At 53.9% G+C, this 18,428-nt stretch carries 14 protein-coding genes and 9 tRNA genes; 20 read left to right on the forward strand and 3 right to left on the reverse strand.

Translation table 11 applies throughout. The annotated features are described in order from the left end of the window. Nucleotides 1-517 precede the first annotated feature (517 nt). The 11 genes from gltX (at nt 518) to K0I31_RS07520 (ending at nt 4,363) form a co-directional block, all read left to right on the forward strand. Entirely contained in the window at nt 518-1,927 is a 1,410-nt protein-coding gene (gltX, locus tag K0I31_RS07470; protein ID WP_220080409.1) for a glutamate--tRNA ligase, read from the forward strand. A 103-nt stretch (nt 1,928-2,030) separates the two neighbouring features. Further along, nucleotides 2,031-2,106, forward strand: a tRNA-Ala gene (locus K0I31_RS07475). A gap of 80 nt (nt 2,107-2,186) precedes the next feature. After that, a tRNA-Glu gene (locus K0I31_RS07480) sits at nt 2,187-2,262 on the forward strand. Between the two features lie 107 nt (nt 2,263-2,369). Next, nucleotides 2,370-2,445, forward strand: a tRNA-Glu gene (locus K0I31_RS07485). A gap of 107 nt (nt 2,446-2,552) precedes the next feature. Beyond that, a tRNA-Glu gene (locus tag K0I31_RS07490) sits at nt 2,553-2,628 on the forward strand. Between the two features lie 107 nt (nt 2,629-2,735). Then, nucleotides 2,736-2,811 (forward strand) — tRNA-Glu (locus K0I31_RS07495). Between the two features lie 106 nt (nt 2,812-2,917). Further along, a tRNA-Glu gene (locus tag K0I31_RS07500) sits at nt 2,918-2,993 on the forward strand. A gap of 106 nt (nt 2,994-3,099) precedes the next feature. Then, a tRNA-Glu gene (locus K0I31_RS07505) sits at nt 3,100-3,175 on the forward strand. 121 nt (nt 3,176-3,296) lie between these two features. Then, a tRNA-Glu gene (locus K0I31_RS07510) sits at nt 3,297-3,372 on the forward strand. Nucleotides 3,373-3,446: 74 nt separating this feature from the next. Next, nucleotides 3,447-3,522: transfer RNA gene (locus K0I31_RS07515), tRNA-Ala, on the forward strand. Between the two features lie 418 nt (nt 3,523-3,940). Next, nucleotides 3,941-4,363 (forward strand): cytochrome P460 family protein, encoded by a 423-nt coding sequence (locus tag K0I31_RS07520; RefSeq protein WP_258406593.1) that lies wholly within the window; start codon nt 3,941-3,943, stop codon nt 4,361-4,363. Between the two features lie 134 nt (nt 4,364-4,497). On the opposite strand, the gene K0I31_RS07525 is transcribed toward K0I31_RS07520, so the two are convergent. After that, nucleotides 4,498-6,327, reverse strand: coding sequence for an ABC transporter ATP-binding protein (locus K0I31_RS07525; protein ID WP_220080411.1), 1,830 nt, complete (start codon nt 6,325-6,327; stop codon nt 4,498-4,500). A 182-nt stretch (nt 6,328-6,509) separates the two neighbouring features. Here K0I31_RS07525 and K0I31_RS07530 point away from each other — a divergent pair, with 182 nt between their 5' ends. The 8 genes from K0I31_RS07530 to K0I31_RS07565 all read left to right on the forward strand — a co-directional run bounded on the left by K0I31_RS07530 (nt 6,510) and on the right by K0I31_RS07565 (nt 15,691). Then, complete coding sequence (locus tag K0I31_RS07530; protein WP_434086912.1) at nt 6,510-8,117, forward strand: DNA-3-methyladenine glycosylase 2 family protein; 1,608 nt, start codon at nt 6,510-6,512, stop codon at nt 8,115-8,117. 66 nt (nt 8,118-8,183) lie between these two features. Then, nucleotides 8,184-8,771, forward strand: a complete 588-nt coding sequence (locus K0I31_RS07535) for a methylated-DNA--[protein]-cysteine S-methyltransferase (RefSeq protein ID WP_258406595.1) — start codon at nt 8,184-8,186, stop codon at nt 8,769-8,771. A 114-nt stretch (nt 8,772-8,885) separates the two neighbouring features. Continuing rightward, nucleotides 8,886-10,211 (forward strand): DEAD/DEAH box helicase, encoded by a 1,326-nt coding sequence (locus K0I31_RS07540; protein ID WP_258406596.1) that lies wholly within the window; start codon nt 8,886-8,888, stop codon nt 10,209-10,211. Between the two features lie 33 nt (nt 10,212-10,244). Beyond that, nucleotides 10,245-10,715, forward strand: coding sequence for a dual specificity protein phosphatase family protein (locus tag K0I31_RS07545; RefSeq protein ID WP_011865254.1), 471 nt, complete (start codon nt 10,245-10,247; stop codon nt 10,713-10,715). 190 nt (nt 10,716-10,905) lie between these two features. Beyond that, entirely contained in the window at nt 10,906-12,402 is a 1,497-nt protein-coding gene (locus K0I31_RS07550; RefSeq protein WP_258406597.1) for a phospholipase D family protein, read from the forward strand. A gap of 94 nt (nt 12,403-12,496) precedes the next feature. Beyond that, the gene (locus K0I31_RS07555; protein ID WP_220080412.1) at nt 12,497-13,390 is read left to right on the forward strand and encodes a chemotaxis protein CheV; all 894 of its coding nucleotides are present in this window, start codon (nt 12,497-12,499) and stop codon (nt 13,388-13,390) included. A 300-nt stretch (nt 13,391-13,690) separates the two neighbouring features. Next, nucleotides 13,691-14,914: a serine/threonine transporter SstT gene (sstT, locus tag K0I31_RS07560; protein ID WP_220044820.1), complete on the forward strand. Its 1,224-nt coding sequence runs from the start codon at nt 13,691-13,693 to the stop codon at nt 14,912-14,914. A 372-nt stretch (nt 14,915-15,286) separates the two neighbouring features. Then, nucleotides 15,287-15,691: a hypothetical protein gene (locus K0I31_RS07565; RefSeq protein ID WP_011865258.1), complete on the forward strand. Its 405-nt coding sequence runs from the start codon at nt 15,287-15,289 to the stop codon at nt 15,689-15,691. Between the two features lie 86 nt (nt 15,692-15,777). Here the strand turns inward: K0I31_RS07565 and K0I31_RS07570 are convergent, their stop codons facing one another. Beyond that, entirely contained in the window at nt 15,778-16,431 is a 654-nt protein-coding gene (locus K0I31_RS07570; RefSeq protein WP_220080413.1) for an RluA family pseudouridine synthase, read from the reverse strand. A 248-nt stretch (nt 16,432-16,679) separates the two neighbouring features. Here K0I31_RS07570 and K0I31_RS07575 point away from each other — a divergent pair, with 248 nt between their 5' ends. After that, nucleotides 16,680-17,600: a M14 family metallopeptidase gene (locus K0I31_RS07575; RefSeq protein WP_220080414.1), complete on the forward strand. Its 921-nt coding sequence runs from the start codon at nt 16,680-16,682 to the stop codon at nt 17,598-17,600. A gap of 68 nt (nt 17,601-17,668) precedes the next feature. On the opposite strand, the gene K0I31_RS07580 is transcribed toward K0I31_RS07575, so the two are convergent. After that, nucleotides 17,669-18,319 (reverse strand): LysE family translocator, encoded by a 651-nt coding sequence (locus tag K0I31_RS07580; RefSeq protein WP_220080415.1) that lies wholly within the window; start codon nt 18,317-18,319, stop codon nt 17,669-17,671. Between the last annotated feature and the right edge of the window lie 109 nt (nt 18,320-18,428).

The following is an 18,428-nucleotide window of genomic DNA, read 5'->3' on the forward strand; positions in this document are numbered from 1 at the left end:
CTTTCTATTTTTGCTTGCTATCTATTCTTCTATAGGTCCTTAACCTTAAATAAGGGGGCTTAAAAAAGGAGCTTATTATGAGTGCCGTGTAACAGCGGCCTGAAGCGCGCAGCACTTTATGCCTATGATCATCTCTATCTGATCAGGTAACCTCTTTTAATCATCGCTTCTATTATCTATGTCTCCTCTATTTCTAGCATTCCCATTTTTATCTTCATTGGCCTTAGCTCTATAGAGGAAGACAGTCATATAACAAGACGTCGTCTATATCGAGAAGCGGGTAGGTGGGTGTAGTGACAATCTCGCGGCGGCACATTTCTAGCGTTGCTTTCATCTATTGAATATCTGCCGAGGTAAGCCGCATATCCTGTGATGGGGCGATCACCTTTTCGGGCCGCCGGGCAACCTGCGGTTGTTCTGGCTATTTTCTCTTATCCCATTTGGCTGTTAGAATAGCGGCCACATTAAATAGCTCAGTCTATATTTAGACCATTCGATAACAGGTTACTGTCCCATTATGACGATTAAGACGCGTTTTGCTCCAAGTCCTACCGGTTTTCTTCACGTAGGTGGTGCACGTACTGCACTCTATTCATGGCTCTATGCCCGCGCTAACCAAGGTGAGTTTGTCTTGCGTATCGAAGATACGGATCTCGAACGTTCAACTCCTGAAGCCTGCGCAGCTATCTTAGAAGGTATGGAGTGGCTTGGACTGAACTGGGATGAGGGTCCGTACTACCAGACTAAGCGTTTCGATCGCTACAACGAGATCATCGCGCAGATGCTAGAGCAGGGCACCGCCTATAAGTGTTACTGTAGCCGCGAGCGTATCGAGGCGATGCGTGAAGAGCAGGCCGCCAAAGGCGAACAACAAAAGTATGATGGTTGCTGCCGTGACAAGGCGCCGCGCGATACCGACGAGCCTTTCGTGGTGCGTTTTAAAAACCCAACCGAAGGTAGCGTGGTGTTCGACGATCACGTACGTGGCCGTATCGAGATCTCAAACGAGTTGCTGGACGACCTGATCATCGCCCGTACCGACGGTACGCCTACCTATAACTTCTGCGTTGTGGTTGACGATTGGGATATGGGCATCACCTGTGTTGTACGTGGTGAAGACCATATCAACAACACTCCACGCCAAATCAACATCCTTAAGGCACTCAATGCGCCTGTACCTGAGTATGCCCACGTGGCGATGATCTTAGGTGACGACGGTGCCAAGCTGTCTAAGCGTCACGGCGCCGTTGGTGTGATGCAGTATCGTGATGACGGTTACCTGCCAGAAGCGCTACTTAACTACCTGGTGCGTCTAGGCTGGTCACACGGCGATCAAGAGGTCTTCTCTATCGAGGAGATGAAGCAGTACTTTAAGCTAGACGACATCAACAAGGCAGCATCTGCCTTTAATACCGAAAAACTGATCTGGTTGAATCAGCACTATATGAAGGAGCTGGCGCCTGAATATGTGGCCAAGCACCTTGAGTGGCATATGCAAGATCAAAACATAGATACAGCAAACGGTCCTGCGCTGGCAGAAGTGGTCTCAGCATTGGCGGAACGCGCCAAGACCCTAAAAGAGCTAGCTGCTTCTAGCCGCTACTTCTATGAAGACTTTGCCGAGTTCGATGAAAACGCCGCTAAGAAACATCTGCGTGGGGTTGCCTTAGAGCCGTTACAACTGCTGCAAAAGAAATTTGCCGAGCTGAGCGAGTGGAACGTAGAAGCGATTCATCAGGCTATCGAAGCGACTGCTGCAGAATTAGAGCTAGGCATGGGTAAGGTCGGTATGCCACTGCGTGTTGCGGTAACCGGTGCCGGTATGTCGCCTGCTGTAGATTTAACCGCTTTCCTCGTCGGAAAGGCCCGTTGTGAGCAAAGAATCTCCAAAGCGATTGAATTTGTAGCAAATAGAATAAATTCCTAAAAAACGAGTTGACACTTTTGGGTGTGCTGCATAGAATGCGCCTCGCAGTTGAGACACAGTCGGCAGATGCTCGCAGTGCACTCAAAGGTGACAAGTTAGGTAAGGGGCCTTAGCTCAGCTGGGAGAGCGCAACACTGGCAGTGTTGAGGTCAGCGGTTCGATCCCGCTAGGCTCCACCATCTAATTTGAAAGCGTTGAAGCAATAGCCTACTGGCTTTAACGAGTATTCACTCGATACGGAGTATAACGTATCAAAAGTGTCCCATTCGTCTAGAGGCCTAGGACACCGCCCTTTCACGGCGGTAACAGGGGTTCGAATCCCCTATGGGATACCACTTTCTTGAGTGGTTGACTGCGAAGTTGACGATTCGATAGCGTTGAAGCAATAGCCTACTGGCTTCGACGAGTATTCACTCGATACAGAGTATAACGTATCAACAGTGTCCCATTCGTCTAGAGGCCTAGGACACCGCCCTTTCACGGCGGTAACAGGGGTTCGAATCCCCTATGGGATACCACTTTCTTGAGTGGTTGACTGTAAAGTTGACGATTCGATAGCGTTAAAGCAATAGCCTACTGGCTTTGACGAGTATTCACTCGATACAGAGTATAACGTATCAACAGTGTCCCATTCGTCTAGAGGCCTAGGACACCGCCCTTTCACGGCGGTAACAGGGGTTCGAATCCCCTATGGGATACCACTTTCTTGAGTGGTTGACTGCGAAGTTGACGATTCGATAGCGTTGAAGCAATAGCCTACTGGCTTTAACGAGTATTCACTCGATACAGAGTATAACGTATCAACAGTGTCCCATTCGTCTAGAGGCCTAGGACACCGCCCTTTCACGGCGGTAACAGGGGTTCGAATCCCCTATGGGATACCACTTTTTGAGTGGTTGACTGCAAAGTTGACGATTCGATAGCGTTGAAGCAATAGCCTACTGGCTTTAACGAGTATTCACTCGATACAGAGTCTAACGTATCAACAGTGTCCCATTCGTCTAGAGGCCTAGGACACCGCCCTTTCACGGCGGTAACAGGGGTTCGAATCCCCTATGGGATACCACTTTTTGAGTGGTTGACTGCAAAGTTGACGATTCGATAGCGTTGAAGCAATAGCCTACTGGCTTCGACGAGTATTCACTCGATACAGAGTCTAACGTATCAACAGTGTCCCATTCGTCTAGAGGCCTAGGACACCGCCCTTTCACGGCGGTAACAGGGGTTCGAATCCCCTATGGGATACCACTTTTTGAGTGGTTGACTGCAAAGTTGACGATTCGATAGCGTTGAAGCATTTCTCTTATGAGATGGCCTACTGGTTTCAACGAGTATTCACTCCCTTACGGAGTCTAAATGTAAGACCGGCGTCCCATTCGTCTAGAGGCCTAGGACACCGCCCTTTCACGGCGGTAACAGGGGTTCGAATCCCCTATGGGATACCACAACTTATTTTGAGAAATTTTGAAATAAGATGTTGTGTTTGTTCAGGTTTTACTGTATAGTCACAATCAGTTTCGGGGCCTTAGCTCAGCTGGGAGAGCGCAACACTGGCAGTGTTGAGGTCAGCGGTTCGATCCCGCTAGGCTCCACCAAATAAGCGTTTAGTTACGCGGAAAAAACCACCCAATAGGGTGGTTTTTTTTCATCTATAGCTTATTCACATTTCAGGCTGTTCTCACTTAAGTTTGTTTCCAGTATTGTCTGTTTCATTTGGGGCTCTCAATTTGGTTTGCCCATTTGATTCTCTGTCATTAAGTTTTTGTCTCACCTCAGCTTTCTCCAACCAAGGGAGATCTCTTCATCATAGATGCTTAAGTCCTCATTGATGAGAAAATCCTACCCTTCGGCAAAGCTCATCTATTGCGTCTACACTGACAAAACTAACTGCTAGGCGAGTGGCTAGTGTATTTGGGCAACAGAGTGAGTCAGACCATGAAGAGATCCCTTTTTCTGCTGTTAACAGTAATTTCATTAATTTCATCAGTAAGTTATGCAGAGGATACGACACCTTTGCCGTCCCATAAGATCGCCTATCCTCAAGGCTGGCAAACCTGGTCGAGCATTGCCGTGTCCCATCGCACCGATAACAACACGGTCAGGGCCATCCTGGGTAACGAGATTGCGGTCAATGCGGCCCGTAGTGGCAACCATATGCCTTGGCCTGATGGCGCCATCTTTGCGAAGGTAGTGTGGAAGGCGGGCGAATTAACCCATTGGCCGCAGGCGATAGGCCCCAAGACATTCGTCCATGCCGAGTTTATGTTTAAAGACTCGGTGAAGTACGCCGACACCTACGGCTGGGGCTGGGCGCGTTGGGTAGGGGAGGAGCAGACCCCTTTCGAGGGCGGTATGCAGGTCTGTATTAGCTGCCATACGCCGGTTAAAGACAACGACTGGGTCTTTACCGAACCGGCCTGGTTTCCGAATAAGTGATAGAGGTTGCCGTTTTATAGGCTGATAGTGGGATTAAAGGCATCTGGTGGTAAGCCTGAGAAGCGTATCGACTGGCACAACGTGCAGAAATGGCGGCCGTGCCAGTCGATGGATTAGTGCTTGGTAGACTTCTTTTACTCTATGCCGAGGAAGCCACCTGTCTGATGGGCCCAGAGCTGGGCGTATATCCCACCCTGTTTGATCAGTTCCTGGTGTGTGCCTTGCTCGACGATTTTTCCCTGATCTAACACAATCAATCTGTCCATGGCGGCAATGGTCGACAGGCGGTGGGCGATGGCGATCACCGTCTTGCCCTCCATCAGCTGATAGAGACTCTCCTGAATGGCTGCCTCTATCTCAGAGTCCAGCGCCGAGGTTGCCTCGTCCAGCAAGAGGATAGGGGCGTTCTTTAGCAGTACTCGTGCGATAGCGATACGCTGGCGTTGACCGCCTGAGAGTTTTACGCCACGCTCGCCCACCTGAGCATCGAGCCCATGATTGCCCTCTGGATCGCTAAGTCCTTGAATAAACTCGTAGGCCTGGGCCTGGCGAATTGCATTTTCCAGCTCTTCCTCGCTCGCATCCGGCTTGCCATAGCGTATGTTGTCGCGAATGGAGCGATGCAGCAGGGAGGTATCCTGAGTCACCATGCCTATGTTGGCCCGCAGCGAGTCTTGTTCCACCTCGCGAATGTTCTGCCCATCTATGGTGATGCTGCCTTGTTCCACGTCGTGAAAACGCATCAGCAGGTTCACCAGGGTGGACTTGCCGGCGCCCGAGCGGCCCACCAGGCCGACCTTCTCGCCGGGTTTTATCTTGAGATCGAGATCTTCAATGACGCCGCTGGCCTCGCCATAGTGGAAGCTGACTCGGTTAAAGGCGATCTCACCATGAGAGACTGTGAGTTGGCTGGCGTTGTCGCTGTCCTGCACACTGGTGGGGCGCGACAGGGTATTCATGCCGTCGGCGACCGTGCCGATATTTTCAAACAGTGAGCTGATCTCCCACATGATCCATTGGGACATGCCGTTGAGCCTGAGAGAGAGACTGACCGCCACGGCGATGGCACCTATGGTGATGGCGTTGTCGCGCCACAGCCAGATGGAGACGGCGGCAACGCTGAAGGCGAGTAAGTAATTAATCACCTGCACGCTGACGTTGATGCCGGTTACCAGACGCATCTGGCGATAAACCGTATCGAGGAAGCCTGTCATGCTCTCCTTGGCATATTGAGCCTCTTTCTGGGTGTGGGAAAACAGCTTCACAGTGGCGATGTTAGTGTAGCTGTCGACGATGCGTCCCGTCATGGTCGAGCGGGCATCGGCCTGTTCGGTCGAGACCTGTTTCAGTTTAGGGAGGTAGTAAAATTGCAGCCCCACATAGATCATCAGCCAGACCAGCATAGGAAGCATGAGGCGCAGGTCGGCATCGGCGATGATCACCAGCATGGAGAGGAAATAGACCAGAATATAGACCAAGACATCCAGCAGCTTAGTGACCGTCTCACGCACGGCCAGAGAAGTCTGCATCACCTTGGTGGCGATGCGCCCGGCAAAATCGTTCTGATAGAAGGCGATGCTCTGTTTAAGCAGATACCTGTGGGCGAGCCAGCGGATCGACATGGGGTAGTTACCCAAAAGCCCCTGGTAGATCACCAGGGCGTGCAGCAACACTAGCACAGGGATCACCACGAGCACCAAGACGGCCATCAGCAGTAACTTGTCACCCTGCTCGGCAAACAAGGTCTCTGGGTTGTGGCTGGCGAGCAGATCCACCAGGTCGCCCATAAACGCAAACAGTGAGACCTCGAGGATCGCCAGCAGCGCAGTCAGTATCGACATTAATGCGAGCGGCAACTCGAACCCGCGTGTGTAATGCCTGCAAAACCGGTAGATCCCACGGGGCGGCTGTACCGCTTCCTGGTCGGGTAGGGCGGAAACCCATGATTCGAAACGCTTAAACATTTAAGTCCTTATAAAATTTAGGCTTATTAGGATGATAGTCGATCTGATTGCTATCACTCATCATATAGCAGGCGTCATCCGAGTGCGACGAATTGTTGCTTAGATAGTAATTCTCACCATGAGTGCCGTTTTCCGCTAGTATCCAAACCCTGGCTGCATTAGAGTGGCCTTATCAAAGCAAAATGAGTCATCTTCAAGTGAGTCAGCAAACACAAGAGTCTAGTGCTGAAACCAGCAAAGCCACGCAAGCTGAGGTGCAGCATCCCAAGGCGGAACAGTATCGCATCGCGCGTCTGTCACGGGATGCCAGATTCGATGGCCTGTTCTTCGTCGGCGTCTTCTCCACCGGCATCTATTGTCGTCCTATCTGCCCGGCGGTGCCTGCCAAGGAGGCCAATGTCAGGTATTTCGACGATGCCCTGTCGGCGGCTCAGGCTGGCCTGAGACCCTGTCTGCGTTGTCGCCCGGACAGCGCGCCGGGCTCAAATCCCTGGCTTGGCAAGCAGACCAGCCTGAATCGCGCCATGAGTCTGATCGACGCCGGCGTCTTGTGCGGCCCCCAAGCGATCCCTATGACTGGGCTCGCCGAGCGATTAGGGATCAGCGAGCGTTATCTGAGGCAACTGTTTCACGACAGCCTGGGCACTTCGCCCAAGCAATATGCCCTGTATCAACAGCTGATGTTTGCCAAACAGCTGCTGCATCAGACCAAGATGCCGATCACTCAGGTGGCCTTTGCCGCCGGGTTTAACAGCGTGAGGCGCTTCAACGAGATCTTTCGCCAGCAGCTGCAGTTGACCCCGAGTGAGATCCGTAAGGCTACGGGCCAGCCGTCGCTGCCTGTCCAGGGGTTGACACTCAAACTTGCCTATCGTCCGCCCTATGATTGGCAACACCTGCGCAGCTTCTTCGCCCAGCGCGCCGTGCCCGAGATGGAGTGGCTAGATGAACACAGCTATGGCCGCACCTTCGTGCTCGGCGCCGCTAAGGGCTATTTCTGCGCTTTCCATAGTGAGCAAGAGGCCTGCTTTAATGTCACCATTCATCTCGCCGAGGCGGACTCACTCAGTCAGCTCAAGGGGATCATCAGCCATATTCGTCGCATTCTGGATCTCGACGCCGACATGCTGACCATAGGCGATAAGCTGCAAGCGCTGGGTAAGGCATTGCCTCAGATGTCACCTGGTCTGCGTTTGCCCGGCGTCTGGTCGCCTTTTGAGGCGGCCTGTCGCGCCATCTTAGGTCAGCAGGTGAGTGTGACCCAGGCGATCAAGCTCTTGGGGCAACTGGTGGCCGATTATGGCGAGACGATTAGCCTAAATGAAAAAACGGTACGTCTGTTTCCGACTCCTGCGGCGCTCGTGGATGCCAGCCTGGATGGGCTTAAGATGCCGGGGATCAGAAAAGAGGCGATTCGCGCCCTAGCGGCTTTTGTGATGGCTAACCCCGAGGCGGAGATAGACGACTGGCTGCAGATCAAGGGGATAGGCCCCTGGACTTTGGATTATGTGCGCTTGCGGGGGCTAAGCCTGCCAGATGTGCTGCTGGTTGGCGATCTCGTGGTTAAACAGCAACTGCTTTCGAATCTAACACATCAGCAAACATCCGAGCAGCCATCAGAGCAGCCACTCGAGCTAGCTGCTTGTGATGGCGAGGCAGTTGAAGAGAAAGATCACAAGGCGGCGAAGAAGCGGGCGCAGACACAATATCAGGCGCTCAGCCAAGCCGTGCTGCGGCAGGTCGCCCCCTGGGGCAGTTATCTCACCCTGCAGCTCTGGAATCAGCAGTAGAGAAAACCGCGCACAATACATTTAGAAATAACCTAATGAATATAGATATAAACTAGGGAATTTAAAATGATCCAAAAGACCAAAGATCTTCAGTACATTCCCCTAAGCCGGGACGCTGGACTAAGCGGCTATCAGGCGCTTGCCGAGCGAGTCATAGACACGCCGCTGGGAAAGGTGAGTCTGGCGGCCAATCAGTTTGGTCTGTCGCACCTGAGCTTCCTGCCCGGGCAAGATGACGACTTTGCTGCGCGTGAGGTGACCCTGGTCGCGCGCGATCGGCAGGCGCTGGAGCAGGCCGAGGCGCATCTCGACCAGGCAGAGCGCGAGTTATCCGCCTATTTTGCCGGTAAGCTGACCACCTTTAGCCTGGCCTTGGCGCCGGTAGGCACACCGTTTCAGCATCGGGTGTGGCAGGCGCTGCTCGCTCACCCCTTCGGTGATGCGGCGAGCTATTCGGATATCGCCAGCGCGATAGATAACCCCAAGGCGGTGCGGGCGGTAGGCAGCGCCAACGGCGCTAACCGAATCGCCATCATCATTCCCTGTCATCGCATCATAGGCAAGGGCGGGGCGCTGACGGGTTACGCCTATGGCCTGGGGATAAAGCGGCAACTACTGGCCCTGGAGGCCGAGGCCGTGGGCGAAAGCCTATAAGCGATCTAAGATAAGATTGGCGCCTAAGTCGATTAGGCAGTAAAAATTAGGTGTTCAGCGGCAAACTTAGGTACAATGCGCGGCTCTATTTTGTACGGTTAGCTAAATCTTATCATGACAACTAATGCGCTCGACCCATCTGCTCTTGACCCATCTGCGCCATCGGACCTGTCGCTGTCGACGACCGATTTTAGTCAGTTAAACCTGGTCAAGGCGCTGCAGGCCAGACTGCATCACCTAGGTTATCAGCAGGCGACGCCGATTCAGGCCAAGGCGATCCCCGCCATCTTGGCTGGTCGCGATCTGCTTGCCGGTGCCAAGACAGGTTCGGGTAAGACCGCCGCCTTCGCACTGCCCTTGTTGCAGAAGCTGGTGGGACAGAGAGCCGGTGGCGGCAATTATGTTGGCGCACTGGTGTTGGTGCCGACCCGTGAGCTTGCCCAGCAGGTGGCCGATAGCTTCATCAGCTATGGCGCCGAGCTGGCGCCAAGAGCCAAGGTGGTCGCCGTATTCGGTGGCGTCTCGGCGAACAGCCAGATGCTGGCCCTGCGTGGCGGCGCCGATATTCTGGTGGCGACCCCGGGCCGTCTGCTGGACCTGCTCGGCAGCAATGCCGTTAAGCTCTCTCAGCTAAAGGCCTTAGTGCTCGACGAAGCCGATCGCATGTTGAATCTGGGCTTCACCGAGGAGCTCGGCGAGATCCTCAAGCAACTGCCCGACCAGAAACAGACCCTGCTGTTCTCCGCGACTTTTCCCGAAGAGGTGCTTAGCCTCACCGCCAAGCTGCTGACCGCCCCTGTCGAGATCCAGCTGCAGGAGGCGCAGAGCGCGGATATCGAGCAGCGCGTCTACACAGTTAACCGTAGTAACAAGACGGCGCTGCTTGCCGAGCTTATCAAGGTGCGTCAGTGGCGACAGGTGTTGGTATTTGCCAGCGCTAAGCGCAGCTGCGATCATTTAGCGCAGAAGCTGGAGAAGCGCGGCATCAGCGCCCAGGTCTTCCATGGTGACAAGGCCCAGGGCACCCGTAGTCGTTTCCTCGATGGCTTTAAGAATGGCGAAATTACCGTGCTGATCGCCACCGACATCGCGGCCCGCGGCATCGACATCGACAAGCTACCCGTGGTGATCAACTTCGAACTGCCAAGAAGTCCCGCCGACTATCTGCACCGTATCGGTCGTAGTGGCCGCGCCGGTGAGACAGGTGAGGCTATCTCTCTCATCAGCCACGACGAGTATCATCATTTCAAGGTGATCGAGAAGAAGAACAAGCTGCGTCTGCCAAGGGAGCAGTATCCTGGCTTCGAGGCCGATGCCGAGGCGCCGCTGGATTGTCCTTCGCGTCAGGACAAGCCTATGGCGAAACCCGAAGGCACGGGCAAGAAAAAACGTAAAAAGTTACCCAAGATCAATGACGCGATCTGGAAGCGTCCCTCATAGTAGGGCGCGTTTATCTAACAGAGTGAAACAGAGATGCAGCAGCTTTTTTGGTTAGTCGAAGGCGAACTTGCCGGTCGTTGTGGCCCCAACCTGGTGCCTTGGGATCTGAGTGAACTCAAGGCGCAGGGGGTCGGTGCCATACTCTCGGTCAATGGCGGCGATCTCTGTGATCCTGATGAGATGGCGCGGTTAGCACTGCGCTACGCCTGCATTCCGCTGTCGGGCAATATTCCCCCCATGGAGGGCGACGAGGCGCACTGCGTGGCTCAGCTGCCCAAGGCGCTGGCCTTTATTCGTCAGTGTGAGGCCGATGGCCTGCCTGTGATGATCCATTGCCGCTCTGGCAAAGACAGAACCGGGCTCTTGATGGCCTACTATTTGATGGAGAATGGCGCCGCGCCGCTACATGCAGTGAGTCAGGTGAGGGCGGTGCGTGATATCGCCTTTAGCGCCGAGGGCTGGGATCAATTCGTCTACGACGTCTTATACGCTTTACAGGAGTAAGGCTAACGCCTATGTTAGTGACTAGGCGTATAAATTCATGGTGTTAGGGCAAGTGATGAACCTCTCTGTGGTAAGCAAAAGCATGATACGATTGGCCTTGAAGTTGATGGCTTTGCCCTCGAAGTTGATGACTTTGCCCTCGAAGTTGATGACTTTGCCCTCGAAGTTGATGACTTTGTCCTCGAAGTTGATGACTCTAGCCTTGACCCTGAGCCTAGTGTCGGCCTGCAGCAGTTTACCGCCGCCCCAGCAACTTACCCCCAGCCATAAGCTGGCGGCGCCGACCGATTCCGGCCTCTATCGTTACCTTGAAGGCGATCTCAAGGCGCATCCAAACAAGACGGGCTTTCTGCCACTCTCATCCGGTGTCGATGCCTTCGTGGCTCGCCTGGCGATAGTCGATGCGGCCAGTCAGAGCATAGATCTGCAATATTACATCTATCACGACGATGAAACCGGCCGCCTGCTGATCTGGCACCTGATCGACGCCGCCGATCGTGGCGTGCGGGTGAGGGTGTTGCTCGACGACCTCACCACCAAGACTCTGGACGACGGCTTGGTGCTGCTCGCCAGTCACCCCAATATCGAGATACGCCTCTTCAATCCCTCCTATGAGCGCACCTTTCGCAGCTTCGCCATGTTGACCGGCTTCTCCCGCCTCAACCATAGGATGCACAATAAATCCCTTACCGTGGACAACCAGATAACCATTGTTGGTGGGCGCAACATAGGCAATGAGTATTTCTCCAAGAATGACGATGTGGATTTTGGCGACTTCGACCTCCTGACCATAGGCGAAGTGGTCGATGAGGTATCGGATCAATTCGACCGCTACTGGAACAGCGAGCAGGTCGAGAGTGTGGTCAACCTGGTGCCACCACCGACCAGTGAGATGTACAAAGAGGCGGCCAAGATCATGGCCAGAAACAAGCAGAACTTCCTCCACGATGAGTACCTTAATCGCCTCGAACTGAGCGAGCTGCTGACACAGATCACCTCCAAGGGGCTCGCCTGGTATTGGGGTGATGCGCAGCTGCTGTACGATCCGCCCCAGAAGGCGAGCAGACAGGGCCATCAGGAGTGGTTGCTAACTGACCTTAGCCAATTCCTGGGCAAGGCGCGCAAGGAAGTACTAATCGTCTCGCCGTACTTTGTGCCTACCGACGGCGGCTGTCAGGCCTTGGTAGAGGCGGCCAAGCAGGGGATCAAGATCACCATCATCACCAATAGCCTGGCGGCCACCGATGTGTTGGCAGTGCATGCGGGCTACAAGGCTTATCGCGAGCGGTTGCTGGAAAACGGCATCGCCCTGTATGAGGTGAAGGTGGATATCAACAACCGTCCCAGCGCCTGGAAGGGCAGTTCGCGCACCAGCTTGCATGCCAAGACCTTTGTGCTGGACAGGGCCTCAGTGTTTGTCGGCTCCTTTAATTTCGACCCCAGATCGGCCTGGATCAACACTGAGATGGGGCTGATTGTCGACCAGAGCGAGTTTGCTGGCGAATTGGTGGATGAGATTCAAAAGTCCCTCAAGCGCAGCAGCTACCGCTTGGATCTCAAAGATGGCGAGCTGATCTGGCATGACGATCTTAAGGGCCAAGTCTATTATGCCGACCCCGATGCCAGCTTCTGGCGTCGTTTTATGGCTGATTTTATCGGTCTGCTGCCGATAGAGTCACAGTTGTAAGGCCAATTTATCAAGGCTTGAGCATCGTCAATTTAATCTGGCTATGCTAGGGTTAAACTTATCGCTAATTAAGCATTTACGTGTCGGTAAGAATATGAAAAGTAAGGCGAGCCAATCTCAAGGCCTATTATTGTTCCGCTTGTCCCATACTCAGTTGTTTGCCCTCGGCACGCTCAAGATCCGTGAACTGGTTCCCTTCTCAAAACTCAGCGCCATCCCTCAGTCTCATCCCGCTATTTTGGGCGCCGCGACCGTCAGGGGCCACACCTTTCCCATCATAGACATGGCCGCGGCCGTGGGCTATGCGCCCATCACGCCCGAAGAGTGCGCCAACGCCTATATCATCATCACAGATTGTCAGCGCATGGTGATGGGGTTTCTGGTGCGCAGCATAGATAAGATCATCGAGTGTAACTGGCGGGATATCGAGTCGCCGCCGGATAACCTGGGCAAGAATGCCTTTCTCACCGGGGTGACCCGGGTCGATGACAAGTTAGTGCAGTTGCTGGATGTGGAGCTGTTATTGTCCAAGATCTTCCCCGCCAGCCCAGATACCACCCGGGCGATACTGACAGATGTGCAGCGGGAGATCTTAAAGCCGCTCAATATCTTGCTGGTGGACGATTCCATGGTGGCGCGCAAGCAGCTTAGCGACGCGCTGGACAGCATCAATATTCCCTATCTGGTGACCTCAGATGGCAGAGACGCGCTCTCCATCATGGAGGAGGCCGCCAAGGAGGGAAGGCCGGTGGATCTGCTGGTGAGCGACATCGAGATGCCGGGGCTCGACGGCTACGAGTTGGCGTTCGAGGTGAAGAACACGCCTGCCTTGGCCGACGCCTATATCATTTTGCACACTTCGCTCTCGAGTGAGATCAGCGTGAGTCAGGCCCATCAGGTGGGTGCCAACGAGGCGCTGACCAAGTTCGACGCCCACGAGTTGATCGACGCCATGCTCAGGGGCGCCAAGCGGCATCAGGCCAGTTAAAGATTAGATTTTTGTTATCTTTATGATGCTAGTGGGTAATATCTAAAGCGAAATCGAGTGGTTTGCTAGACAAGACGGGGGAGTTTCTATAAAACACAGGATGAAGGAAGTTTAACCTTGGGCCAGATCCTGTGTTTGACACCAGCTTTTACTCTCATCCTTAGTACGTTTCGGTCATAACGGCCATGCGTGACCAAGGCGAGAGACGATAAATAACATAAAGAAAGCTGTTCTGCTCAGCGAACGTTGACGGCGATGAGCAAAGGTTAAATTCAATTAATTATAATGATAGGTCAATCAATGAATCAAAATCGTTCCTTATTTGCCAAGTTGGCAGATGGCAGCTTAGTGCTGCAAATTATCTTGGGGATCATTGCCGGGGTTGCCCTGGCGAGTTTTTCACCTTCCTCGGCTGAGAGTGTCGCCTTTCTAGGTGATCTGTTTGTCGGCGCGCTAAAGGCGATTGCGCCGATCTTGGTGTTTATTCTGGTGGCGGCCTCGATAGCCAATCAGAAGAAAAACACCAAGACCAACATGCGACCTATCATAGTCCTCTATCTGTTTGGTACCTTTGCCGCGGCGATCACCGCCGTGACTATGAGCTTCCTCTTCCCCACCTCTCTGGTGCTGGTGAGCGGCGCTCAAGGTGCGACGCCGCCGGAAGGGATTGGCGAAGTCCTCAATACCTTGCTCTTCAAGGTGGTCGATAACCCGGTTAACGCCCTGATGACGGGCAACTATATTGGCATCCTGGCCTGGGGTGTGGGCCTGGGCATCGCCCTGCATCACGCCTCTGAGAACACCAAGACGGTATTTGCAGATGTGAGCCACGGCATCTCTCAGATGGTGCGCTTCGTGATCCGTCTGGCGCCTATCGGTATCTTCGGCCTGGTGGCTAACACCTTCGCCGCAACCGGTTTTGAGGCGATTGCCGGCTATGCTCAGCTGCTTGCCGTGCTGCTGGGTTCTATGTTGATTATCGCGCTTATCATCAACCCGCTTATCGTCTGGTTTAAGATCCGCCGCAACCCTTATCCGCTGGTATTTACCTGCCTCAGAGAGAGCGGTGTGACTGCCTTCTTTACCCGCTCTAGCGCGGCCAACATCCCGGTGAACATGGCCCTGTGCGAGAAGCTGGATCTGCATGAAGATACTTTCTCGGTATCTATCCCACTGGGCGCGACCATCAACATGGCGGGCGCGGCGATCACTATTACCGTATTGACTTTGGCGGCGGTGCACACAGAAGGGATTCAGGTGGATATCCTGACCGCGATTCTGCTGAGCGTCGTAGCGGCGGTTTCGGCCTGCGGCGCCTCTGGTGTGGCCGGTGGCTCGCTGCTGCTTATCCCGCTGGCCTGTAGTCTGTTTGGCATCTCTAACGATGTCGCCATGCAGGTGGTGGCCGTGGGCTTCATCATTGGGGTGATTCAAGACTCGGCGGAGACCGCCCTTAACAGCTCCACCGACGTGCTCTTTACCGCGGCGGCCTGTGAGGCGGCCGAGCGTCAGGCGGAGATTTAAGCCTGCGTTAGCCTGATTAATAAGTTTTCGAATTGAAAAGGAGCCGCTTGGCTCCTTTTTTGTGTCTGGCTTTTTTAACTGGTTTTCGTGCCTGAATCGTGTGTCTAGATTTGTGTTTGGGCCGATTTTGGCCTCATGGCATGAGCCGATGCGGCCGATAAGGTTTAGAGAGTGACGGCTTTGGCGTGTTGAAAAAAATTTGTATTACACTTTACTTAAATAATGCATTAAAAGTGATTTAGATCGCGTTTTTATTTCCGCTCTAGGTTACAATTTCACACAAAGGAGACGACAAGTCGATTTAACTTGTTGGTTTATGGTTGCTTTTTCACAATGTTGTAACATTTGCGGTAATTTAGAGGTTAAATAAATATGAGTTCTGAGCTTAGGGTAATGTTAGGCAATGCCAGTGCTAACGGTTCACAGTCATTACTTCAAGTTATCGAAATGTCGGTTGTCGAAAAGCGCAAACGTTTACGTTGGCAGGAGCAAGATATGGAAACACGCGAAATTATTGGCCAGTGGATAGATGAGCGCCCCTCTCTGGGCGACAAGATCACCCTTTATCGTCAAGGCGATAAGCTGTTTCTAGAGACCTGGTATAACGATGGATGCCATAGTTTTGATGAGATGCAGGCAACTAGACTCGATAATGGCCTCAAGCTGGAAGATCTCGGTGGTAACCTGTTCGGCGAATATTTCCTGCTCTCCGACGACAACAACCTGCAATTCTGCAACAGCAGTGAATGCTTCTATACCGCTAAACGCGCGGCATAAGCTAAGAAGAAAGGCGCCAGATTGGCGCCTTTTTTGTGTCTAGCTTTTACCACTCTGAGAGTCGCCATTCCAGAAAAGCAAAGGCTTTAGAAGGGATGCAGACTCGAGAAGCTCAGTCTGGTCTGCTTGTAGGGATGAGTGATACTCAGGTGCTCGGCATGCAGGTGCAGGCGCGGCGCGGCGGCAATAATGGCGTCGTCGCCATAGAAATCATCCCCCAGTATGGTGTGGCCCAGCGCCTTCATGTGTAGCCTGAGCTGGTGGGTTCGCCCCGTGATCGGCTTGAGCTTCACCAGTGTGCTGTTGCTTCGCCGCTCTAGCACCTCAAAATAGGTGGTCGCCGGTTTGCCATCCTCGGCAATCTTCTGTAGCGGCGGCTGCTCGCTATCTGGCTTCATCGCCAACTCTATCTTGCCACTGTCCTGGCTCATCAGGCCCGCAACCTCGGCCACATAATATTTCTCTGTGGTGCGGTTTTGAAACTGGGTCTTGAGGTGAGACTCGGCCTTCTTGTTGAGGGCGAACACCATGATGCCAGAGGTGGCGCAGTCGAGCCTGTGCACCAGAATGGCTTCGGGAAAACGCTGCAACAGACGGTTGATGGCGCAGTCATGGGTCTCCGCGGCGCGGCCGGGATTAGACAACAGGCCAGATGGCTTGTTGATAATGATGATGTCGCGATCTTGGTAGCGTATATCGAGCCAGGGAATAGCCGGGGGCTGGTAACTAAAAATTTTCATCGTCTCTCCTCGGCGGCGATCCTAACAAAGAATCACGGCCCTGCCTATCCTATGGGCATCTGTTTGCGCCCCTCTTGGCGTCTTTCATTTCACCTTGGCTGCGATTTTACGGCTGGGTTTACAAAGCCTGGCGAGTTGAATTTTCTTAAGCTTGCTCACAGGCGCGCCGAGTTTAGGTATCATGGGGGAATGTGGCCCCGCCAACAAAGGGCGGCTTGGCCGAGGCAGATAACAAGATGGAAAATAAGATGACAGAGCAACAAGGTTATTGGATTGGTGAGGCGGGTAAGCCCTGGGGCGAGGCGGAAAAAGCAAAGTGGCGCGCCGCGCAGCAGAAGAAGCGCTCCTATGAGCAGGAGGTGCTGAGCATGTTCAGCCAGGTGAGCGAGAGTTTTGAGGCGCAGCAATATGGCGAGCTTGACTATGCCGAGGGTCAGTATCCGCTCTATGGCTTTAAATCTCGCGACTGGGACCAGGCCAAGCCCACTATCTTAGTTACCGGCGGCGTACATGGTTATGAGACCAGTGGCGTGCAGGGCGCGCTGCGTTTCTTAATCGCCAAGGCCGCCGAGTACAGCCAGGATTTCAATATCCTGGTGGCCCCCTGTGTCAGCCCCTGGGGTTATGAGACCATCAATCGCTGGAACCCCGAGGCAATCGATCCTAATCGTTCCTTCTATGCCGACAGCCCTGCTCAGGAGTCCCGCGCCCTGATGCAGTGGGTGGCGAGTTTCGACTTGTCCTTGATGGCGCATATCGACCTGCATGAGACCACAGACACAGACAACAGCGAGTTTCGCCCAGCTTTAGCGGCAAGAGATGCCAAGGTGCAGACTAACTGGAATATCCCGGACGGTTTCTATCTGGTGGGGGACAGCGAGAACCCTAACGATGAGATGCAGGCGGCCATCATAGCGGCCGTGGGCAAGGTGACCCATATCGCCCCGGCCGACGAGCAGGGACGATTAATCGGTGAGCCTATCACCCAGTTTGGGGTGATCAACTACGCGACCAAGGCACTGGGCCTGTGCAGCGGCTTTAGCGATGCCAGATACAACACCACCACAGAGGTCTATCCAGACAGTCCGCTGGTGGACGATGAAAACTGTATTCAGGCCCAGGTGATGGCGGTAAGCTCGGCGCTGGATTATATCCGCAGCCAGGGCTGAGCTAGACCCTCACCCGAGTAAGCCCGGGCGCCGCTGTCTTGAGGGCTGAGGGCTTAACGGTCAAGGTTTTAACGGGCGAGGGTGCCGGTGAGAATCACTCCGGCGACGAAGATAAAGAGCAATCCGGTCAACAGGTTGATCATTGGGGTTGCTCTTTTCATTTTGAGCTGCATCCTGGGATGAGAGAGCACCAGGGCTATCAGGCTAAACCACCCCAAAGAGAGGGCGAACATCATGGCAGTGGCGGCCACCTTAGTGCTCAGGGTCACCTCTGGGGTGATCAGGGTCGAGAATAGGGTGATGAAAAATACCAGCGCCTTGGGATTGAGCAGGTTGGTGGAGACCCCCTGCATGAAGCCCTGAGCCGCGCCGAGCCCTCGACCCGCCGCACTTGCCGCATTCAGATGCGCCTCATCGCGCCAGTGGGCGATGGCGGCGCGTATCGCGCCTATGCCCATCCAGCCAAGGTAGCTGGCGCCAATCAGCTGCACCGCCATGAAGAGGTTAGGGGAGCCCTTGATGATAAGGCTCACCCCGGTGAGGCTCAGCAATGTGTGTAGCGTGATGGCCACCGCCAGGCCCAGCGCGGCGGCGACCGCCGTGCGTCTGTGCTCCTGGGCGGCCAGCCTGACCACCAGGGCGAAATCCGGGCCAGGGCTTGCCAGGGCGACCGTGTGTATGACGGCCAATGAGAAAAGCAGTTGCAGCTGTAGTTCCATCAGTGTTGAACTCTCACGCGTTAGATTTAAATCGATGTCGCCATAGTAAGCCTATCCGCGGCGCCGGGATTGTAAAATATTGCGCGTTTGCTTTTAGGCCTGATGTTTT

The organism is Shewanella spartinae, from assembly GCF_019457555.1.
Lineage (GTDB): Bacteria > Pseudomonadota > Gammaproteobacteria > Enterobacterales > Shewanellaceae > Shewanella > Shewanella loihica.

What these genes read in the sequence shown, in the direction of transcription:
- gltX (WP_220080409.1), top strand. Translation starts at nt 518, where the DNA reads ATGACGATTAAGACGCGTTTTGCTCCAAGTCCTACCGGTTTTCTTCAC.
- K0I31_RS07525 (WP_220080411.1), bottom strand. Translation starts at nt 6,327, where the DNA reads ATGTTTAAGCGTTTCGAATCATGGGTTTCCGCCCTACCCGACCAGGAA.
- K0I31_RS07530 (WP_434086912.1), top strand. Translation starts at nt 6,510, where the DNA reads ATGAGTCATCTTCAAGTGAGTCAGCAAACACAAGAGTCTAGTGCTGAA.
- K0I31_RS07535 (WP_258406595.1), top strand. Translation starts at nt 8,184, where the DNA reads ATGATCCAAAAGACCAAAGATCTTCAGTACATTCCCCTAAGCCGGGAC.
- K0I31_RS07540 (WP_258406596.1), top strand. Translation starts at nt 8,886, where the DNA reads ATGACAACTAATGCGCTCGACCCATCTGCTCTTGACCCATCTGCGCCA.
- K0I31_RS07545 (WP_011865254.1), top strand. Translation starts at nt 10,245, where the DNA reads ATGCAGCAGCTTTTTTGGTTAGTCGAAGGCGAACTTGCCGGTCGTTGT.
- K0I31_RS07550 (WP_258406597.1), top strand. Translation starts at nt 10,906, where the DNA reads ATGACTCTAGCCTTGACCCTGAGCCTAGTGTCGGCCTGCAGCAGTTTA.
- K0I31_RS07555 (WP_220080412.1), top strand. Translation starts at nt 12,497, where the DNA reads ATGAAAAGTAAGGCGAGCCAATCTCAAGGCCTATTATTGTTCCGCTTG.
- sstT (WP_220044820.1), top strand. Translation starts at nt 13,691, where the DNA reads ATGAATCAAAATCGTTCCTTATTTGCCAAGTTGGCAGATGGCAGCTTA.
- K0I31_RS07565 (WP_011865258.1), top strand. Translation starts at nt 15,287, where the DNA reads ATGAGTTCTGAGCTTAGGGTAATGTTAGGCAATGCCAGTGCTAACGGT.
- K0I31_RS07570 (WP_220080413.1), bottom strand. Translation starts at nt 16,431, where the DNA reads ATGAAAATTTTTAGTTACCAGCCCCCGGCTATTCCCTGGCTCGATATA.
- K0I31_RS07575 (WP_220080414.1), top strand. Translation starts at nt 16,680, where the DNA reads ATGACAGAGCAACAAGGTTATTGGATTGGTGAGGCGGGTAAGCCCTGG.
- K0I31_RS07580 (WP_220080415.1), bottom strand. Translation starts at nt 18,319, where the DNA reads ATGGAACTACAGCTGCAACTGCTTTTCTCATTGGCCGTCATACACACG.